We start from the raw sequence: 16675 nt of genomic DNA, 5'->3' as shown, positions 1-16675 counted from the left end.
CGCCGCTCCTACAGCGCGCCCATCGCATGGCGGCTCCCCGTAGGAGTGGCGCAAGCCGCGAGGTGTTGAAGGCGATGCCGCCCGAAGGTAGGAGGCTCGCGGCTGGCGCCGCTCCTACAGCGCGCCCATCGCATGGCGGCTCCCCGTAGGAGCGGCGCAAGCCGCGAGGTGTTGAAGGCGATGCCGCCCTAAGGCAAGAAGCTCGCGGCTGGCGCCGCTCCCGCAGTGAAAGTGAAGGCGTGCTCCGCGCTTGTTCCTGCGGTCCGCCTGTCTCTCTGGCGTGTGTTTACAGGGGCGTATCGCCCATCCACTCGATCTGCAGGTTGTTGTCGTTGGCGAAGTTAACCATGAACTTGTAGGCCAGCGGCTCGACGTCGTAGAGGCGAGCGTCGACAAGGACGGTCTTGTCACCCTTGAGTGTGCAACCGGGGCGCACATAAGGGGAGTAGGTCATGCGATGGTCGGCGCCAAAGGCCGACATCACGCCGCACAGGCGGTCTGCCCAGTCGCTCGGACGGAATTTCTTCCCCTCCCTCGTGACCCCGACAATGATGAAGTTTTCGATCTTCTGGTTCATGTGTGATGCCTTGGCGGCTTCGGGGGGCGTCGCTGTTGCGGTTCTTTGATGCCGGAATCAGGACGGGCGGCATTCTAGCAGAAAACCGCAGTTGCGCTTTTCGGCGTGTGCTGGCGCGCCATGGGGCTTATGTACAGCGTGCCGGGTTTTGGCTTAATATTCAGCGCTATTCCTGCACGGCGGCGTTGGCCGCCGTGTGCGTTTTCTGGCTTCGTCGAACTCGAGGTATCCCATGTCCCATGTCATGAACACCTACGCCCGCCTGCCGGTGGCCTTCTCCCACGGCGAGGGTGTTTGGCTCTACGACGAGACTGGCAAGCGCTATCTCGATGCCCTCTCCGGCATCGCCGTCAATACCCTCGGTCACAACCATCCGCGACTCGTCAAGGCCATTGCCGACCAGGCCGGGCGCGTGCTGCACACTTCCAACCTGTACGGCATCCCGCTGCAGGACGAGCTCGCCGACCGCATTGCCGAGACGTCCGGCATGGACGAAGTCTTCTTCTGCAATTCGGGCTGCGAGGCCAATGAGGCTGCGATCAAGCTCGCGCGCATGTACGGCCACAACAAGGGTGTCGAGCTGCCGCACATCATCGTCATGGAGCAGGCCTTCCATGGCCGCACCATGGCCACGCTGTCGGCGACCGGCAACCGCAAGGCGCAGGCCGGCTTCGAGCCGCTGGTGCAGGGCTTCATCCGTGTGCCCTACAAGGACATCGAGGCCATCCGCAAGGTTGGTGAGCACAACCATGCGGTTGTCGCTGTGATGCTCGAGATGATCCAGGGCGAGGGCGGCGTCAACGTGGCCGACGAGACCTTCCAGCGTGAGCTGCGCGCGCTGTGCGACGACAAGGGCTGGTTGCTCATCTGCGACGAGGTCCAGTGCGGCATGGGCCGTACGGGCAAATGGTTCGGCTGGCAGCACGCCGGCACCATGCCCGACGTCATGACCCTGGCAAAGGGCCTGGCCTCCGGCGTGCCGATCGGCGCCTGCGTCACAGCGGGCAAGGCGAAGGGGCTGTTCGGGCCGGGCAACCATGGATCCACCTTCGGTGGCAACCCGCTCGCCTGCGCGGCGGCTCTGGCGACCTTCGGCGCCATTGTCGACGACAAGCTCATGGACAACGCCGTTGCCGTGGGCGATGCGATCCGCAAGGGTATGGCCGAGGCGCTCGAGGGCGTGGCTGGCATCGTCGATATCCGCGGCCGCGGCCTGATGATCGGCATCGAACTCGACCGCCCCTGCGGCGCGCTCATGGCGCGTGCCGCCGAGCAGGGGCTGCTGCTGTCGGTCACCTCCGAACGCGTGGTGCGCCTGCTGCCCGCGCTCACCTTCACCGCTGCCGACGCCCAGACGCTGGTGGCCATGCTGGCGCCGATGATTCGCGACTTCCTCGCGAACGGCTGAGGATTGCCTATGACTTCAATCAAGCACTATCTGCAGTTCAAGGACTTCACCCGCGAAGAGTATGACTACGTGTTCGCGCGTGCCAAGTGGATCAAGGATAAGTTCAAGCGCTACGAGCCCTACCATCCGCTGTTCGACCGCACGCTGGTAATGATCTTCGAGAAGGCCAGCACCCGCACCCGGCTGTCGTTCGAGGCTGGCATGCACCAGCTCGGCGGCTCGGCCATCTATCTGAATACGCGTGACTCGCAGCTCGGCCGCGGTGAGCCGGTGGAGGATGCCGGCCAGGTCATCTCGCGCATGAGCGATATCGTGATGATCCGCACATTCGAGCAGGACATCGTCGAGCGCTTTGCCGCCAACTCGCGGGTGCCGGTCATCAACGGCCTCACCAACGAATACCACCCCTGCCAGATCCTCGCCGACATCTTCACCTTCATCGAGCATCGCGGCTCCATCCAGGGCAAGACGGTGGCCTGGATCGGTGACAGCAACAACATGTGCAACACCTGGCTGCAGGCGGCCGAGGTGCTGGATTTCAACGTGCATGTGTCGACGCCGCCGGGCTACGAGGTCGAGCCCGAGCGCGCGGGTCTCTACGGTACCGACCACTTCGAGCAGTTCGCCGACCCGATGGACGCCTGCCGCGGTGCCGACCTGGTGACCACCGACGTGTGGACCTCGATGGGCTTCGAGGCCGAGAACGAGGAGCGCATGAAGGCCTTTGCCGATTGGTGCGTCGATGCAGACATGATGGCCGTCGCCCACAAGGACGCCGTCTTCATGCACTGCCTGCCCGCGCACCGCGGCGAGGAAGTAACGGCCGAGGTCATCGATGGCCCGCAGTCGGTGGTGTGGGACGAAGCCGAGAACCGGCTGCACGCGCAGAAGGCGCTGATGGAATACCTGATGCTTGGCCGCATCGAGAACTGAGCTACGAGACAATCACGGCATGCACGGGCGTGTGTGCCGGCAACACAGCAGGAAACAGGAAAACAGCATGAGCGACGTCAACAAAGTAGTGCTCGCCTACTCGGGCGGGCTGGACACTTCGGTCATCCTGAAGTGGCTGCAGGACACCTATCAGTGCGAAGTGGTCACCTTCACCGCCGACCTCGGCCAGGGCGAGGAGCTCGAGCCCGCGCGCACCAAGGCGCTCAAGTTCGGCATCAAGCCCGAGAACATCTTCATCGACGACCTGCGCGAAGAGTTCGTGCGCGACTTCGTCTTCCCGATGTTCCGCGCCAACACCGTCTACGAAGGCGAGTACCTGCTCGGCACCTCGATCGCACGCCCGCTGATCGCCAAGCGCCAGATCGAGATTGCACGCGCCACCGGCGCCGATGCCGTCTCCCACGGCGCCACCGGCAAGGGCAACGACCAGGTTCGCTTCGAGCTCGGCTACTATGCGCTGATGCCGGGCGTGAAGGTCATCGCGCCGTGGCGCGAATGGGATCTGCTGTCGCGCGAGAAGCTGCTGGCCTATGCCGAGAAGCACGGCATTCCCATCGAGATGAAGCACAAGCAGGGCGGCTCGCCCTACTCGATGGATGCCAACCTGCTGCATATCTCCTTCGAGGGTCGTCACCTCGAGAACCCGGCCGCCGAGGCCGAAGAGTCGATGTGGCGCTGGACGGTGTCGCCCGAGGCCGCACCGGACGCCGCCGAATACGTCGACCTGGAATTCGAGAAGGGCGACCTCGTTGCCATCAACGGCACGCGCATGAGGGCGCACGAGTTGCTCGCCAAGCTCAACGAGCTGGGCGGCAAGCACGGCATCGGCCGCCTCGACCTGGTGGAGAACCGCTACGTCGGCATGAAGAGCCGCGGCTGCTACGAGACCCCGGGCGGCACCATCCTGCTGCGTGCCCACCGCGCCATCGAATCGATCACGCTCGACCGCGAAGTCGCCCACCTCAAGGACGACCTCATGCCGCGCTACGCCAGCATGATCTACAACGGCTACTGGTGGAGCCCGGAGCGTCAGGCCATCCAGGCGCTGATCGACCACACCCAGCAGACCGTCAATGGCTGGGTGCGCCTCAAGCTCTACAAGGGCAACGTCATCGTCACCGGCCGCGACTCGAAGACCGATTCGCTGTTCGACCCGACGATCGCCACCTTCGAAGACGACGCCGGTGCCTACAACCAGAAGGACGCACACGGCTTCATCCGCCTCAACGCGCTGCGCATGCGTATCGCCGCCAACGCCAAGGCCAAGCGCAGCTGATCCCGAAGGGGGCGGCTTGATCCGCCCCCCTGTGCTGCGAAGCTCAATCCCCATACAACGCTGCGATGAATAACGACGATTTCATCCTTGGACTCAGCTTTACCGAGTTCGAGGATCTCGCCCTCCAGATCGGCCTGACCGGGTTGATCCTGTTCATGATGTTCATCATCTGGAACCTGGGCAAGGAGTCCAAGGCCGGCCGCTACGGCATGCTGTGGATGTTCCTTGGCCTGGGCGTGGGCGTCGTCGGCTTCGTCGCCAAGGGCATCATCCAGAAGTTGCTCGGCATCGAATAAGGAGTCCGTATCTCATGGCCATCACTGCCACCTTCGACGGCGTAACCGTCACCACCCAGGCCAACGTCTATTTCGATGGCAAGTGCGTCAGCCACGGCATCCAGCTCGCCGACGGCACGAAGAAGTCGGTCGGTGTCATCCTGCCGGCGACGCTCACCTTCAACACGGGCGCGCCCGAGATCATGGAAGGGGTCGCTGGCAGCTGCCGCGTGCGCCTGAAAGGCGAGGCGGACTGGAAGACCTACGGCGCCGGCGAGTCCTTCAACGTGCCGGGCAATTCCAGCTTCGACATCGAAGTCGCCGGCGAGCCCTACCACTACATCTGCCATTTCGGCTGATCGCGGAGGAGGGGAGTCATGCCGTCTTTCGACATCATGTCCGAGGTCGACCAGCCCTCGCTGCGCAACGCCGTAGAGCAGGCCAACCGCAAGGTTGAGGGTCGCCACGACTTCAAGGGCACCAGCGCCAAGATCGAGCATGCCGACAAGCTGCTCACCATCCATGGCGACAGCGACTTCCAGCTCGACCAGATCAAGACCATCCTGCTGCCCGAGATGACCAAGAAGAACGTCGACGTCCGCTGCCTGGACTACGGCGACGTGCAGAAGGTCTCGGGCAACAAGGTCAAGCAGGAAGTAAAGGTGCGCGTGGGCGTCGACCAGGACCTCGCCAAGAAGATCGTCAAGCTGCTGAAAGACAGCAAGATGAAGGTCCAGGCCGCCATCCAGGGCGACGCCGTGCGCGTCTCCGGCGCCAAGCGCGACGTGCTGCAGGAGGCGATCGCGCTGGTCAAGAAACAGATCACCGATTTTCCGCTCCAGTACGGGAATTTCCGCGACTGAGGGGCGGCCCCAGGAGGCAGAGGCCGCATGACCGATACATGGGCTTGAACGATCGTGAGATGATGTCGGCACTCTCGTCGCGATGTTCATGCCCGTCATGCAGGCCATTACCCTTATCCGCCGCGCCGCAGCCCTGCTGCTGCTGGTCCCTAGCCTCGCCCCCGCTGCGGATGTGGAGCTTGCCGGCGTGTTCGGCAAGCGTGCGGTGCTGATGGTCGACGGCGGCGCTCCGCAAACGCTCGGTATCGGGCAACGTTCAAAAGAGGGCGTCGTGGTGCTGGAGGTCGATGGGCGCGCCGCGCTCATCGATGTGGGCGGTGAGCGGCGCCGGGTCGCCCTCGGCGAAGCGCCGCTGCGCATTCAGCCGCCGACGCCGCAGGCAGACCTCGGCTTGAGCGTCAGCCTGACTCCCGATCCGCAGGGGCATTACTGGGCGCAGGGCTCGATCAATGGCGCTGCAATGCGTTTCATGGTCGATACGGGCGCCACCTCTGTCTCGATCGGTGCGGACGAGGCGCGTCGAGCCGGTATCGATTACCGCAAGGGGCGCGAAGTCATCATGAACACTGCCAACGGCCCCAGCACGGCCTGGCTGCTGACACTGGACCGGGTCAGCGTCGGTGGCATCGTGTTGTACGGTGTCCAGGGCACGGTACATGAACAGGGGCTGCCCGTGCCACTGCTCGGCATGAGTTTCCTCAGCCGCCTCGGCATGCGGAGCGAGGCCGGCCTGCTGGTGCTGACGCGTCGGTACTGAGCCGGCTGCAGGTTCAGTTCCAGCACTTCGCTACATCGCCTCCTGCGCCACGAAGACCGGTGTGGGTGAGGGTAAGGGTGCCGCATGCGTCGCCAGCCATGGAGCCAGTTGGCGCCGCAGACAGCGTGAAGCCGCGGCCATTGTTGGAGAAGGCGACCGTGATGTCGTACTTTGCCGCACCGCTTTCCGGGCTTTTCTTGCGGGGAAGCTGCCCCGATGTCGACACAAAGGCGCCCGGGTTATCGGGGTCGGTATCCAGGGTTGTCGTGTCCCTGTAGCTGTTTGCCACGGTGAAGTTGCGCTCCAGGAACTGCGCGTTCTCAACCAGTGCCGCGCGCGCGTCCGCACGGTTGGCGCGAATGACGTAGTCCCGGTAACCGGGATACGCAATCGACGCCAGAATGCCGAGAATGGCCACGGTGATCATCAACTCGACCAGTGTGAAACCAAGGGTGTGTTTCGTGTTCATTCGAATGTCCTGACTGTCATCTGGGGATGAGCTGGCGCCACGAGGTGCGCGGGTTGCCGCTCATGCCTTTCTCCTTGATCACGACGATGCCGCCGCTCGTGCCACTGCCGACCTTGTATTCGACCTCACCCGCCGAGATCACCGTCGGGCTCTTCATCAGGCCTTCGTCGGCGAGCTTTTTGGAGGTGACGCGATCACGTTCATCGCCCGCGGTCTTGTCGTCATCGTCGTTGAAGAGTCCGTCGCCGTTGTAGTCGAAGACGTTGTAGGGGAGGCGAGCGCCGCTGAGGGCGTCGAATTCGCTGATCCAGCTGTATCCGCCCTGCCTGCAGGCATCGGCGGACGGCACGATCGAGGTGACGATGATGCGACCGTGGCGCAGCAGCGGAACGCTGACCACGCGCTCACCCACGCCGGCGGTCGTTCCCGGCGGCAGCAGGTCGATGTACCAGCCGCGCTTGCCATCGGCATAGTTCACCGTGTTTGTGCTGGCCACGCGCACCTCACTGGGATCCGTATCGGTGCGGACGCCCTGGTAGATGAAGGTCTGCGCCTGCAAGTTGCTACGGCTGCTGATTGCCGAGCCCTTGTCGAGGAGTCCGTAAACAGTCTGCGTGGCCAGGTTGCCGATGTCGGTGTTGCCGAGGTATTTCCCGGTGCCGAAGTAGATCATGTAGCCGCTCTGCCCCGCGGGCGGCGGTCCAATCTCGAGCGGCGAGGTGATGGGTTGCGGGGTCGTGCCCGACAGAGCCTGGAACAGCTTCAGCCGGCGGCTGTTGTTGTCCCATGTGTTACGGGCGCCCGAGAGGTCGAACTTCCACACATTGCCCTTCAGGTCACCTGCATAGACGGTGTCGATGATCTTGTCGCCGTTGGTGTCGACGAGTGCCGGCTCCGACAGGCCGTTGTCCCCCGTGGTGTCGACCTCGATCTTGACCACGGTGAGATCGGTCTGCGTGCGGTCGAGCGGGACGAGGAACAAGGCGGCCTTGCCTGCGTTGCTGTTGTAGCCGTTGCCGAACACGGCGTACCAGTGGCCGTCGTTGAGACGGGCGACGAAGCCGCGGCCCATGACGTGACCGAGGTCGGTGTCGGTGAACTCCCAGATCACCTTGGACTCGTCAAAGGGGGACGAGGCGCTGACGTCGGTGATGTCGAGCGCGAACACGGCCTTGCCGCCTGCGCCCAGGGTGCCGAGCAGCACGGTCTTCCAGGTGCTGCCGAGATAGGCGTCGCCCGAGTTGGGGGAGCCGTCCACATAGTACTTGTGGCGGTACTCGGGGTTGGCGAGATCGGGCAGGTTGGCGAACACCGCGTTCGGGACATAGGTGAACAGTTCGGAGCCTCCGCCATCGGTCTGCAGGTTGGCGGCGTTGATGGCGTGCAGCATCCCATCGTTGGCGCCGACGTAGATGACCTTGGGACGGCTGCGCTTGGTGGTCGTGCGGAAGGTTGTGTACGCCGACATGGCGGTGGCGCCAAGCCCGCTGCCCGGCAAGTCGTAGCCATAGCTCTCCGAGCCGACGTAATGCGGGTCGGAGTTGATGATGTCGCCCAGCAGCGAGTTGCGTGCACGATAGGGGTTCGATGGTGCGCTGGTCGTGCGCTCCCTCGTCTTGTCGCCGCGCAGGTAGTTCAGCAAATGCTCTTCGTTGCGCAGCAGGGTCTTCTGCGCTGCGGTGAGGCCGTCGCTATCCCACGAAAAGTCGATGCCTGCCCCCGTGTTCCAGGCGCCGCCATTCCAGGTCTTGATGTTGCGTGCGTTGTGGTCGCTTGGAATCAGCTCTCCGGCTTCCCAGGCCGTCGCGCCGGGCGTGCCGTCCGCATTGAGCGGAATCGCACGGAAGGTGCCGGTCCATTCAGGGCTCCGGAAGATCGCCTGATAGACGTGGGTGTTGGTGTCCAGGCGAGTGGAGTTGGTGGCGATGGCTGATGCCGATGACTCGGCACGCGCAGCCTCCTCGAAGATCTTGCCAAGCGAGGTCGAGAGCGCAGCGGGGTTGGTGACCTTGAAGAAGGCGTCGGGGATGCCGTTGCCGTCCTTGTCCCAGTCGCTCAGCGTGTCTTCGAGCGTCTTGCCTTCGTTGCGGCCGTACTTCGCGGCATACCAGAGCGGGCTCTCGAGCAGGCGTGCGCTTGATGTGCCCGGCAGGTAGGTGGCGTTGGCGGACCAGTCCGATGGCGTGGTACGGAAAGTGCCGCCCCGTTCGAGCAGCGGGAATGTGGTGCCGTCGGTGGTGCTGCCCGTCACCGTGTAACCGAAGCGCAGCGCGAAACCAGCGGACGAGCGCAGGATGCGCGACCTCAACACCAGTGTGCCACCGCCGGTCGAGAACTCGATCTCCTGGATGCCGTCCATGTCATAGTCGTTGCCCCAGGTGGAGTCTTCCCACGACACTTCGATGGTGCCCGAGGTCGGGCGCCCGGCGGCGTCGGTCGTCAGGGAAACGAAGCGCATGTCATTGAGCGAGCAGACGCGCCAGCCGGTTGAGTTATGACCCGCGGTGCCAGAGGAGTTCGACATGCAGGCGGGCAGGAAGCTCACCGTGGTGTCGCCGACCGGGATCTCGAGCCGCGGCAGGCTCTCGGCGACGGCGACGGAGTAGGTGCTCATGGGTTGCCGTGCAGCATAGCCCGGCCGCGGGTTCGAGGCCGTGCTGCCCCAACGCCGGTTGCGATCCGCTGCGTAGCCTGGGCGTATGTCGACATTCAGGTTCGCATAGGCGAGGCCGGCGATGTGGTAACCGCCTTCCAGGGCAGGGACTTCCGGACATACCCCTCGCGCGCTGGCGAGGCCGCCTGTAAGTGTTTTCGGTGTGCATTGGCTGTCGTTCGTGGTGCCGTTGCTGCCGATCAAGTAGCTGCCCGAGATGTTTTCCTTGACGCCGACCTTGTTCGTCAGGTCGGTTGCGTCAATGCCGATATCGTTCGTGAGCTGGTCGGTATCGAAGGAGTTCAGACCGGTCGACAGGATGACGGTGCTCGACATCGCGCACCACTGACCTTCGGGCAGCGGGTCGGACCAGCTGACCTTGGGCAGCGAGGGCAGGTGGGTCTGTTCCGCAGTGGTGGAGTCGAACGCGCTCGTCGGTCCGCTGCGCCCGGCAAAGTAGCGCAGGCTCTCGAGGTACATCTCGGCAAGCGGATTGCCCCAGTCCACGCACTGACCATCAGTAAAGCTCGCGATGCCAGGGGAGTTGCAGCTGTTGACGTGAACGCCGTTGCCGCCGTAGTCCCAGCCCGCGATGCGGATGCGGTTGAGCGTGTTGATGATGCCCGCATTGGTGGCGGCCTGGTTGATGAACTGGCCGGTCGTGGGGTTGATCTCGTTGTTGGCGGCAGTCTCGTTACCGCTGAGCAGGCCGATGTTCTTGCGCAGCACGCCGCCGGATTTGTTCCGCGAATAGCTGCCGGTGAGCAGGCCGAACTGAACGCGGGACAGGGCGTTGGCCTGGCCATACTTCTGCAGCAGGCCGGTAGGCTTGTAGTTCGGGCTGCTCCCGGAACCGTACGCAGTGCAGTTGTCCTCGAGCTTGCCGGGCGCGCATACGGCAACGCGGGCAATCAGCGATGCCAGTGTGGCCGCCGGGCGATCGCCGCTGCCGGTGGTGCATTGGGGGGCTTCGGTCATGGCCCAGCGGGGAAAGGCGCCGGCGGCAAGCAGAATGCGCGGCGCCGCCGTGATGCTGTGCGATACACCGCTGGCGCTTGGAGTGACGTTGCAGAAACTCAGCGAGGTGTGTGTACTGTAAGTCGACGGCACGAAGTTGCTCATCGTGCTGCCGCTGGGGGCGGAGAACACCTTGGCGAAAGCGTGGGTGTCGTCCGGGAGAAACGCGCGTTCGAGTACGGTGTCGCCCAGCGCAGCGCCATTGTTGTCCGTGGAGCGATAGCCACCGTAGAGCGTCTTGCGCATCACGTCCATGCGCGTCATCGTCGCCCAGTTGAGCAGGTTGCCGCTCCACGCGTTGTTGCAATGGTGGCCGTTGGTACCGGTGGCCGCTGCGCCGGGCTCGAAACGGTTGTTGTTGTAGCTGTAGCAGCGGCGCGGGTCGAAATAGCCGTAGTAGTCGATGCTGTCGTTGTAGGTGATGTCCAGCCTGCCGTCGCCGTTGATGTCGCTGTAGTCGTTGTAGGCCTTCTTCGACAGCTCATGGTCGCGCGACACCAGAAGCATGACGCGCGGGTCGGGCGGGTTGAGGAAGACGGGCTGCTGGGCGATGTCGATCTGCGCATGTGCGCTCACGGACAGGGTGAGTGCGGCGGCGAGCGTGAGGAGACGTGCTTTCATGATGGTTTCTCGCATGTTGCGCGCGACATCAGCGGCGATACGTGCTTTGCAGATAGACGACGGTGCTCGGGTTGCCGCCAACCCCGCGTGCGCTGACACGGAAGATCGCCGAATCAGGCAGCGGGGCGGGTCCTTTGAGGCTTTCGCTGCCGGTGGAGGCCATTGGGGGCAGTTCCTCGATGACGTAGCGCGGCGCTTCGGCGACGCCGGCCGGCGCCGGACTGACCGCCAGTGCGTTGGCTGTCCAGTTGTGCTGGTGCGTGGCGTTGGTGTTGGTCCAGTAGCGGTCGTCCCGTCGGGCGGTGCCCGAGTCCAGGGTCAGGAAGGCGGCACTGCTGGCCATGAACTGCTCGAGCGAGGCGGCGGTGAGCTGCAGTTCGCCCGCCCGCAATGCGGCTTCGGCGGCCTGGAAAGCAAGGTCGTTGTCGCGCGCATTGCCCGCCATGCGTTCCTCGAGCGTCGTGGTGCGCATCGAGGCAACGGTGACCAGCGTCATGATGAGCATGAAGATCATGCCGATCATCAGCACCATGCCGCGCTGCTGTGCGGCTGTCGGGAGGAGTCTTGGCGAGCGTGTCATGGCAGGCGGTTGCGAATCGCGATGGTGGTGGTGAAGACCTGGCGCATGCGGCGGTCGGATACGGTGGTGCCGTTGAAGGTATGGCTTTGTGCTGCAGGGAGGATGTTGTTGTCGGCGCTCGCGACCAGCAGCCGCAGCCGGACGCTGATGACCGATTCCCAGTTGGTTACGGCGGCCGCTGCACGGTATTCGTCCGCGGCGTTGTTGTTGTTGGTGTCGACGCCGTACTCGATCTCCATGTTCTCGACATTGTCGACGAGTTCTTCCGCAACGCCGGCGCTGGCAATGGTGTTCGCGCGATAGAGTGATGGCTTGTTGGTGTCCGGGTTGGTGCCGACGAAATAGACGAAGCGGGCGAGCCGCATGACGAAGGCGTCTGGCCCGTAGGTGCCGATCCTGTTGCCGGTGTTCGAGCTGCTCGAGTGGGCGAGGGTGATCGTGCCGCTGCTGTTCGACACATTTGTGGCGCGGAAGACGTCCGTGTTGGAGCAGTTGGTGACCATGAGTACGTCGTCGGCCGCGAAGTTGTCCGGATTGCTGTTGATCTGGATGTTCGCGTTCGATGGCACCACATTGCCTACCAGATGGACGTCGCTTCCGGTTCCGCGCATGATCGTGACGGTGTCGCCGCCCGCCAGGGTGATGCCTGCGATCGTGCCCGATGGTGCGTCCTGGCCGCGTATCGCGTTCGCGGCATTGAGCTGGGGCACCGGCGCATTGGCAATGGTGTTGATGGTGCCGGAGCCCAGGTTGCCACAGCCGATATAGCCCGCCATGCGGATGTCGCGCGCCATCAGTTCGATGGCAAATCGTGCGTTCTCCTGGATGCGTGACATGCTATCGGCGTTGCGGGCGGAGTGCTGAACGTTGATGAACAGGGCACCGACGGCGCCCAGGATGACGAGGCCGATCGTCATCGAAATCATCAGTTCGACGATCGTCATGCCGAGCTGCCGGCGGAGGGAGGGCTTGGGTGTCGGTTTCATAGCTGGCTGTCCACCCGGAATTGCTGCGCCGTGCCGCCGCCCGCGCCGCGGCTGTCGTCCCACTGGATGACGACGCTGATGGTTCGGTTCGCGGGTGTGACCGCGACCGAGCCGGTGCCGCCGGGAAGGGCTTGGGCAAGCGCGCCGCGCCATTGGGCGAGGTCCTGCACCTGAATGGGGAACGTGACCGGCGGGGTGTCGGGTTCCTGGGCCATGACCGGTGTGGCAGCCGTAAGTGCGATGTTGTAGCTGCCCGCCAGTGCCAGGTTTCGGTTGGCGCGCGCACGGTCGATGATGTCGTAGGCGAGCCAGGTGGCCTGCGAGCGCTGGTAGGCGCTGTGGTTGTTGCGCATGCTCGACAGCATCAGGCCAGCCAGCCCGAGCAGCGCCACCGACAGGATGACGACCGTCACGAGCACTTCCAGCAGCGAGAAGCCCTTGTTGCCGGTGCGGTGTGTTGTGGATCTCATGTGCAGCTACCCGTTTTGTCGACGCGCGCGCGCCCGGAAAGCGTGATCGGTATCGAACGTCCAATTACGCTGGAACCGTCGTTGGGGCAGAGGGTGAAGGTGCGCGCCGTTTCTACAGTGCCGTTGGGCTGAAAGGTGATGTTGCCGCCCACCGTGAGCGTGCTTGTGCCCTGAAGGGCCTGCTGAACGCGGAGCAGGGTGTCGCCCGCCGATTCGTAGGTGCCGATCGTGCCGGTGAGGCCTTCGGCGAACACGATCCAGCCGCCTTGCCATGCACTATTGGTGCAAGCCGTGCCGCTGTTGCTGGGGCAGATGGAAACCCGCCTGCCCCGTGTGATCGCTTCGCTGCGTGCGAACTGCAGGGCAGCCAGGAGGTCATTTGCCTGGCTGGTCATGCGGTTCTGCGTGATCAGTTCCCTGAAGTTGGGCGCCGCAATTCCAGCGAAGATCGCCAGGATCGCCACCACGATCATGACTTCGATCAGCGTGAAGCCTGCCGCGCGGCGGGCACACGCTAAGCGGTGGCGGCTCGTGGCGACCTCGGGTACTCTCACCGCCGGGTGGCTGCCGCGCATGTGGGCTGGTGTTTTCATGCCCCTACTCTAACCACATCCGCGTGCATGGACGAGTGTCGCCTGACGAGTGGCGCGTTAAAGGTCACGGCCGGTCCTGCTGCAGGCGGGGCGGTCTGTCGATGCGGGGGCGCCTCGCCTGTGGTTTGCAGTGCGTCCCGTTTCTTTGCCAGGGTGGAGTCTGAGTTTGGATTCAGCGAGATCGAAAGTGCTCGTGCCGGCCTTGCGCAGCGTGCTGGCTGCGGCGGGAGAGGCGCCGTTGGCAATGGACTTTCCCGGCCTGGCCGATAAGAGAATGCATCGCCCGGCGGCCGTGCTCGTGCCCGTCGTCCTGCGTGACGAGATGCCGTCGGTGCTCCTTACCCGGCGTACCGAGCACCTTCACCACCATCCCGGGCAGATCAGCTTTCCCGGCGGCAGGGTGGAGGCAGGTGATGCGTCGGCGGTCGATACTGCCTTGCGCGAGACCGAAGAGGAAATCGGCTTGCACCGTCGCCATGTGGAGTTGCTCGGTGCGCTGCCCGACTACCTCACTGGCACCGGGTTTCGGGTGACGCCGGTGGTGGGGCTGGTGCATCCGCCCTTCGAGCTCAAGCTCGACGCCTTCGAGGTGGCGGAGGCCTTCGAGGTGCCGTTGGCGCATTTCCTCGACCCGGCCAACCACGAAGAGCACAGCATCGTGCATGAGGGGCGGGTGCGGCGTTTTCATGCCATGCCGTATCACGGCTACTTCATATGGGGGGCGACGGCGGGCATCATCATGTCGATGTACCGCTTGTTGCACATGCAGGTGGGTGCGCAGGACAGCTGATGCCCGCCCTGATGTGCCTGGCCTTTGTGTTATCTTCGATGCGTCGGCATGGTTGCAGCGCCATCATGTGGCGAGCGCACCCTCTGAACGATCCGACCTCATAACAGCCTGCTGGCCGCCTCCGCATGACACTCATTGCGCTCCTTTTGGCCTTGTTGGCCGAGCAGCTTCGTCCCCTGGCTGCGCGCCCGCTGATTGTTCGGCTGCTGGATTCGGCGGCAGAGCGGGCGGTGGCGCGCTTCAATGACGGCAGTGCGGGCAACGGACGGTTCGCCTGGCTGCTGCTCGTGCTTGGCGGGACCTTGGGTACGGCGTTCGCCTACTGGCTGCTGTGGGAGCTGCATCCGCTGCTGGCCTTCGTTTTCAATGTTGCCGTGCTCTATCTGTGCATGGGCTTTGGGAACGACAGTCGCCTGTTCAGCGAGATTCACCTCGCCTTGCGCATGGGAGAGCTGGCGCGCGCGCGCGACCTGCTCGCCGAGTGGCGTGGCGGGCGTTACGACGCGGCGGGCGTGAACGAGGTCGCGCGCATGTCGATCGAAATGGCGCTGGTTGCCGCCCATCGGCGCGTGTTCGGCGTGGTGTTCTGGTTCGTGCTGCTGCCGGGGCCGAGCGGTGCGGTGATGTACCTCGCGGCGCGGGCACTGCATGCGCTTTGGGGCGCGCGTGCTGATGCGGACTTCGGCGATTTTGGCCGTTTTGCGCGCACAGCCTTCGAGGCGCTGGACTGGGTGCCGGTGCGGATCACTGCGACGGTGTTTTCCGTTATGGGTAATTTCGAGGATGCAATTTATTGCTGGCGGTCGCAGGCCGTGCTGTGGCCCGACAGGTCGTCGGCTATACTGATTGCAAGTGGCGGCGGTGCGCTGGGAGTCAGGCTCGGCATGCCGGTCCACGAGTCCGGCGTGATCGTCGATCGCCCCGAAATGGGGCTGGGTGGCGAGGCAGGCGTCGAACACATGCAAAGCACGGTAGGCCTGCTTTGGCGGGCACTGTTCGTGTGTCTGTTCCTGCTCGTCTTGCTCGGTGCAGCCGGGTGGGTCGGCAGGTAGTGGGTTTGAGTTCAAAAACAGGGAGTGTCGGATATGGCAAATCGTGAAGTCGTTGTTCTGAGTGCTGTTCGTTCTGCGGTGGGTGGCTTCGGTGGCTCGCTCAAGGACATGGAGCCGTCCGAGCTGGGCGCCGTCGTGGCCAAGGAGGCCTTTGTGCGCGCTGGCGTCGATCCCAAGGCGGTGCAGTTCGCGGCTGTCGGCAACTGCATTCCTACCGACTCCCGCTATGCGTACGTTGCCCGTGTGGCGACGGTCAACGCCGGCATGTCGACCGACTCGGTGGCTTTCGCGGTCAACCGCCTGTGCGGTTCGGCGCAGCAGGCCATCGTCAACGCGGCCCAGGCCATCATGCTGGGTGACGCCGACTACGCCATCGGTGGCGGTGTCGAGGTGATGTCGCGCGGTGCCTACCTGCTGCCGGCGCTGCGCAGCGGCGCGCGCATGGGCGACACCAAGGCGATCGATGCCATGGTCGCCGTGCTGACCGACCCCTTTGGCGTTGGCCACATGGGTATCACCGCCGAGAACCTGTGCACCAAGTGGGGCATCTCGCGCGAGGAGCAGGACGCGTTTGCGCTCGAGTCGCAGGTGCGCGCTGCCGCGGCGATCGCCGATGGTCGCTTCAAGAGCCAGATCGTGCCGATCACCTTCGAGACCCGCAAGGGCACCGTGGTGTTCGATACCGACGAGCATCCGCGCATGACCACCATGGAAGCGCTGGGCAAGATGAAGCCGGCCTTCAAGAAGGACGGTTCGGTTACTGCAGGTAACGCTTCGGGCATCAACGACGCCGCTGCCTTCCTGGTGATGGCCGATGCTGCCAAGGCTGCCGCCGCGGGCCAGAAGCCGATCGCCCGCCTGGTGTCCTACGCCATCTCGGGCGTGCCCAACGAGATCATGGGCGAAGGCCCGATCCCGGCCACCAAGCTCGCGCTGCAGCGCGCCGGCCTGACGCTGGACCAGATCGACGTGATCGAATCCAACGAGGCCTTCGCGGCACAGTCGATCGCAGTCAATCGTGGCCTCGAGCTCGACACCGCCAAGGTCAACCCCAATGGCGGCGCCATCTCGCTCGGCCATCCGGTGGGTGCGACCGGCTCGGTGATCATCACCAAGCTGCTGCATGAGCTGATCCGCGTGAACGGCCGTTACGGCGTTGCCACCATGTGTATCGGCGGCGGCCAGGGCATCACCACGGTGTGGGAACGCGTGTAAGCGCAGACCTTGCCTGATCAAGACCCGCGCGGCCCCTGTGGCTGGCGCGGGTTTTTTTCGTCCATGCGCTGCAAATCAAGACAAAAATCCAGACATTAAGCGCTCATTTTTTCGTTTGG

Annotated in this window: 17 protein-coding genes; 10 read left to right on the top strand and 7 right to left on the bottom strand. The window is 64.2% G+C overall.

Annotated elements, in window-relative coordinates; all coding sequences use genetic code 11:
- Positions 1 to 286: 286 nt before the first annotated feature.
- Positions 287 to 577: a DUF3579 domain-containing protein gene (locus C662_RS08605; RefSeq protein WP_002927366.1), complete on the bottom strand. Its 291-nt coding sequence runs from the start codon at positions 575 to 577 to the stop codon at positions 287 to 289.
- Positions 578 to 809: 232 nt separating this feature from the next.
- Between C662_RS08605 and C662_RS08600 the strand changes: the two genes are divergently transcribed.
- The 7 genes from C662_RS08600 (at position 810) to C662_RS08570 (ending at position 6110) form a co-directional block, all read left to right on the top strand.
- Positions 810 to 1985, top strand: coding sequence for an aspartate aminotransferase family protein (locus tag C662_RS08600; RefSeq protein WP_002927365.1), 1176 nt, complete (start codon positions 810 to 812; stop codon positions 1983 to 1985).
- Between the two features lie 9 nt (positions 1986 to 1994).
- A complete protein-coding gene (gene argF / locus C662_RS08595; protein WP_002927364.1) occupies positions 1995 to 2918 on the top strand; it encodes an ornithine carbamoyltransferase in 924 nt (307 codons plus the stop codon).
- A 67-nt stretch (positions 2919 to 2985) separates the two neighbouring features.
- A complete protein-coding gene (locus tag C662_RS08590) occupies positions 2986 to 4215 on the top strand; it encodes an argininosuccinate synthase (protein WP_002927359.1) in 1230 nt (409 codons plus the stop codon).
- Positions 4216 to 4280: 65 nt separating this feature from the next.
- Positions 4281 to 4511 carry a DUF2788 domain-containing protein gene (locus C662_RS08585; RefSeq protein ID WP_002927357.1) on the top strand — a complete coding sequence of 77 codons (231 nt, stop codon included), beginning with the start codon at positions 4281 to 4283 and terminating at the stop codon, positions 4509 to 4511.
- A gap of 14 nt (positions 4512 to 4525) precedes the next feature.
- Positions 4526 to 4849, top strand: coding sequence for a pyrimidine/purine nucleoside phosphorylase (ppnP, locus tag C662_RS08580; protein WP_002927355.1), 324 nt, complete (start codon positions 4526 to 4528; stop codon positions 4847 to 4849).
- Between the two features lie 18 nt (positions 4850 to 4867).
- Positions 4868 to 5353, top strand: a complete 486-nt coding sequence (locus C662_RS08575) for a YajQ family cyclic di-GMP-binding protein (protein WP_002927353.1) — start codon at positions 4868 to 4870, stop codon at positions 5351 to 5353.
- 88 nt (positions 5354 to 5441) lie between these two features.
- Positions 5442 to 6110, top strand: coding sequence for a retropepsin-like aspartic protease family protein (locus C662_RS08570; RefSeq protein ID WP_232433243.1), 669 nt, complete (start codon positions 5442 to 5444; stop codon positions 6108 to 6110).
- Positions 6111 to 6123: 13 nt separating this feature from the next.
- Here C662_RS08570 and C662_RS08565 read toward each other — a convergent pair whose 3' ends face one another.
- The 6 genes from C662_RS08565 to C662_RS08540 are packed head-to-tail and all read right to left on the bottom strand — an operon-like array spanning position 6124 to position 13481.
- Positions 6124 to 6579 carry a type IV pilin protein gene (locus C662_RS08565; protein WP_002927349.1) on the bottom strand — a complete coding sequence of 152 codons (456 nt, stop codon included), beginning with the start codon at positions 6577 to 6579 and terminating at the stop codon, positions 6124 to 6126.
- Positions 6580 to 6595: 16 nt separating this feature from the next.
- Positions 6596 to 10870: a pilus assembly protein gene (locus tag C662_RS08560; RefSeq protein WP_002927347.1), complete on the bottom strand. Its 4275-nt coding sequence runs from the start codon at positions 10868 to 10870 to the stop codon at positions 6596 to 6598.
- Positions 10871 to 10898: 28 nt separating this feature from the next.
- Positions 10899 to 11402, bottom strand: coding sequence for a pilus assembly PilX family protein (locus C662_RS08555; RefSeq protein WP_002927344.1), 504 nt, complete (start codon positions 11400 to 11402; stop codon positions 10899 to 10901).
- 44 nt (positions 11403 to 11446) lie between these two features.
- Entirely contained in the window at positions 11447 to 12436 is a 990-nt protein-coding gene (locus tag C662_RS08550) for a PilW family protein (protein ID WP_002927341.1), read from the bottom strand.
- Positions 12433 to 12906 carry a type IV pilus modification protein PilV gene (pilV, locus tag C662_RS08545; protein WP_002927339.1) on the bottom strand — a complete coding sequence of 158 codons (474 nt, stop codon included), beginning with the start codon at positions 12904 to 12906 and terminating at the stop codon, positions 12433 to 12435. The genes C662_RS08550 and pilV overlap by 4 nt, the downstream gene beginning before the upstream one ends.
- A complete protein-coding gene (locus C662_RS08540) occupies positions 12903 to 13481 on the bottom strand; it encodes a GspH/FimT family pseudopilin (RefSeq protein WP_002927335.1) in 579 nt (192 codons plus the stop codon). The genes pilV and C662_RS08540 overlap by 4 nt, the downstream gene beginning before the upstream one ends.
- Before the next feature lie 262 nt (positions 13482 to 13743).
- On the opposite strand from C662_RS08540, the gene C662_RS08535 reads away from it, so the two are divergent.
- From C662_RS08535 to C662_RS08525, 3 genes are all read left to right on the top strand, one after another.
- Positions 13744 to 14289: a CoA pyrophosphatase gene (locus C662_RS08535; RefSeq protein ID WP_002927334.1), complete on the top strand. Its 546-nt coding sequence runs from the start codon at positions 13744 to 13746 to the stop codon at positions 14287 to 14289.
- 125 nt (positions 14290 to 14414) lie between these two features.
- The gene (locus C662_RS08530) at positions 14415 to 15341 is read left to right on the top strand and encodes a CobD/CbiB family protein (RefSeq protein ID WP_002927333.1); all 927 of its coding nucleotides are present in this window, start codon (positions 14415 to 14417) and stop codon (positions 15339 to 15341) included.
- A gap of 33 nt (positions 15342 to 15374) precedes the next feature.
- Positions 15375 to 16556, top strand: a complete 1182-nt coding sequence (locus C662_RS08525; RefSeq protein ID WP_002927331.1) for an acetyl-CoA C-acyltransferase family protein — start codon at positions 15375 to 15377, stop codon at positions 16554 to 16556.
- Positions 16557 to 16675: the final 119 nt, after the last annotated feature.

Source organism: Thauera sp. 28 (genome assembly GCF_000310145.2).
Lineage (GTDB): Bacteria > Pseudomonadota > Gammaproteobacteria > Burkholderiales > Rhodocyclaceae > Thauera > Thauera mechernichensis.
The sequence above is the reverse complement of the archived record's forward strand: the minus strand, read 5'-3'. Positions and strand labels throughout refer to the sequence as shown.

What these genes read in the sequence shown, in the direction of transcription:
- C662_RS08605 (WP_002927366.1), bottom strand. Translation starts at nt 577, where the DNA reads ATGAACCAGAAGATCGAAAACTTCATCATTGTCGGGGTCACGAGGGAG.
- C662_RS08600 (WP_002927365.1), top strand. Translation starts at nt 810, where the DNA reads ATGTCCCATGTCATGAACACCTACGCCCGCCTGCCGGTGGCCTTCTCC.
- argF (WP_002927364.1), top strand. Translation starts at nt 1,995, where the DNA reads ATGACTTCAATCAAGCACTATCTGCAGTTCAAGGACTTCACCCGCGAA.
- C662_RS08590 (WP_002927359.1), top strand. Translation starts at nt 2,986, where the DNA reads ATGAGCGACGTCAACAAAGTAGTGCTCGCCTACTCGGGCGGGCTGGAC.
- C662_RS08585 (WP_002927357.1), top strand. Translation starts at nt 4,281, where the DNA reads ATGAATAACGACGATTTCATCCTTGGACTCAGCTTTACCGAGTTCGAG.
- ppnP (WP_002927355.1), top strand. Translation starts at nt 4,526, where the DNA reads ATGGCCATCACTGCCACCTTCGACGGCGTAACCGTCACCACCCAGGCC.
- C662_RS08575 (WP_002927353.1), top strand. Translation starts at nt 4,868, where the DNA reads ATGCCGTCTTTCGACATCATGTCCGAGGTCGACCAGCCCTCGCTGCGC.
- C662_RS08570 (WP_232433243.1), top strand. Translation starts at nt 5,442, where the DNA reads ATGCCCGTCATGCAGGCCATTACCCTTATCCGCCGCGCCGCAGCCCTG.
- C662_RS08565 (WP_002927349.1), bottom strand. Translation starts at nt 6,579, where the DNA reads ATGAACACGAAACACACCCTTGGTTTCACACTGGTCGAGTTGATGATC.
- C662_RS08560 (WP_002927347.1), bottom strand. Translation starts at nt 10,870, where the DNA reads ATGAAAGCACGTCTCCTCACGCTCGCCGCCGCACTCACCCTGTCCGTG.
- C662_RS08555 (WP_002927344.1), bottom strand. Translation starts at nt 11,402, where the DNA reads ATGGTGCTGATGATCGGCATGATCTTCATGCTCATCATGACGCTGGTC.
- C662_RS08550 (WP_002927341.1), bottom strand. Translation starts at nt 12,436, where the DNA reads ATGAAACCGACACCCAAGCCCTCCCTCCGCCGGCAGCTCGGCATGACG.
- pilV (WP_002927339.1), bottom strand. Translation starts at nt 12,906, where the DNA reads ATGAGATCCACAACACACCGCACCGGCAACAAGGGCTTCTCGCTGCTG.
- C662_RS08540 (WP_002927335.1), bottom strand. Translation starts at nt 13,481, where the DNA reads ATGCGCGGCAGCCACCCGGCGGTGAGAGTACCCGAGGTCGCCACGAGC.
- C662_RS08535 (WP_002927334.1), top strand. Translation starts at nt 13,744, where the DNA reads ATGGACTTTCCCGGCCTGGCCGATAAGAGAATGCATCGCCCGGCGGCC.
- C662_RS08530 (WP_002927333.1), top strand. Translation starts at nt 14,415, where the DNA reads ATGACACTCATTGCGCTCCTTTTGGCCTTGTTGGCCGAGCAGCTTCGT.
- C662_RS08525 (WP_002927331.1), top strand. Translation starts at nt 15,375, where the DNA reads ATGGCAAATCGTGAAGTCGTTGTTCTGAGTGCTGTTCGTTCTGCGGTG.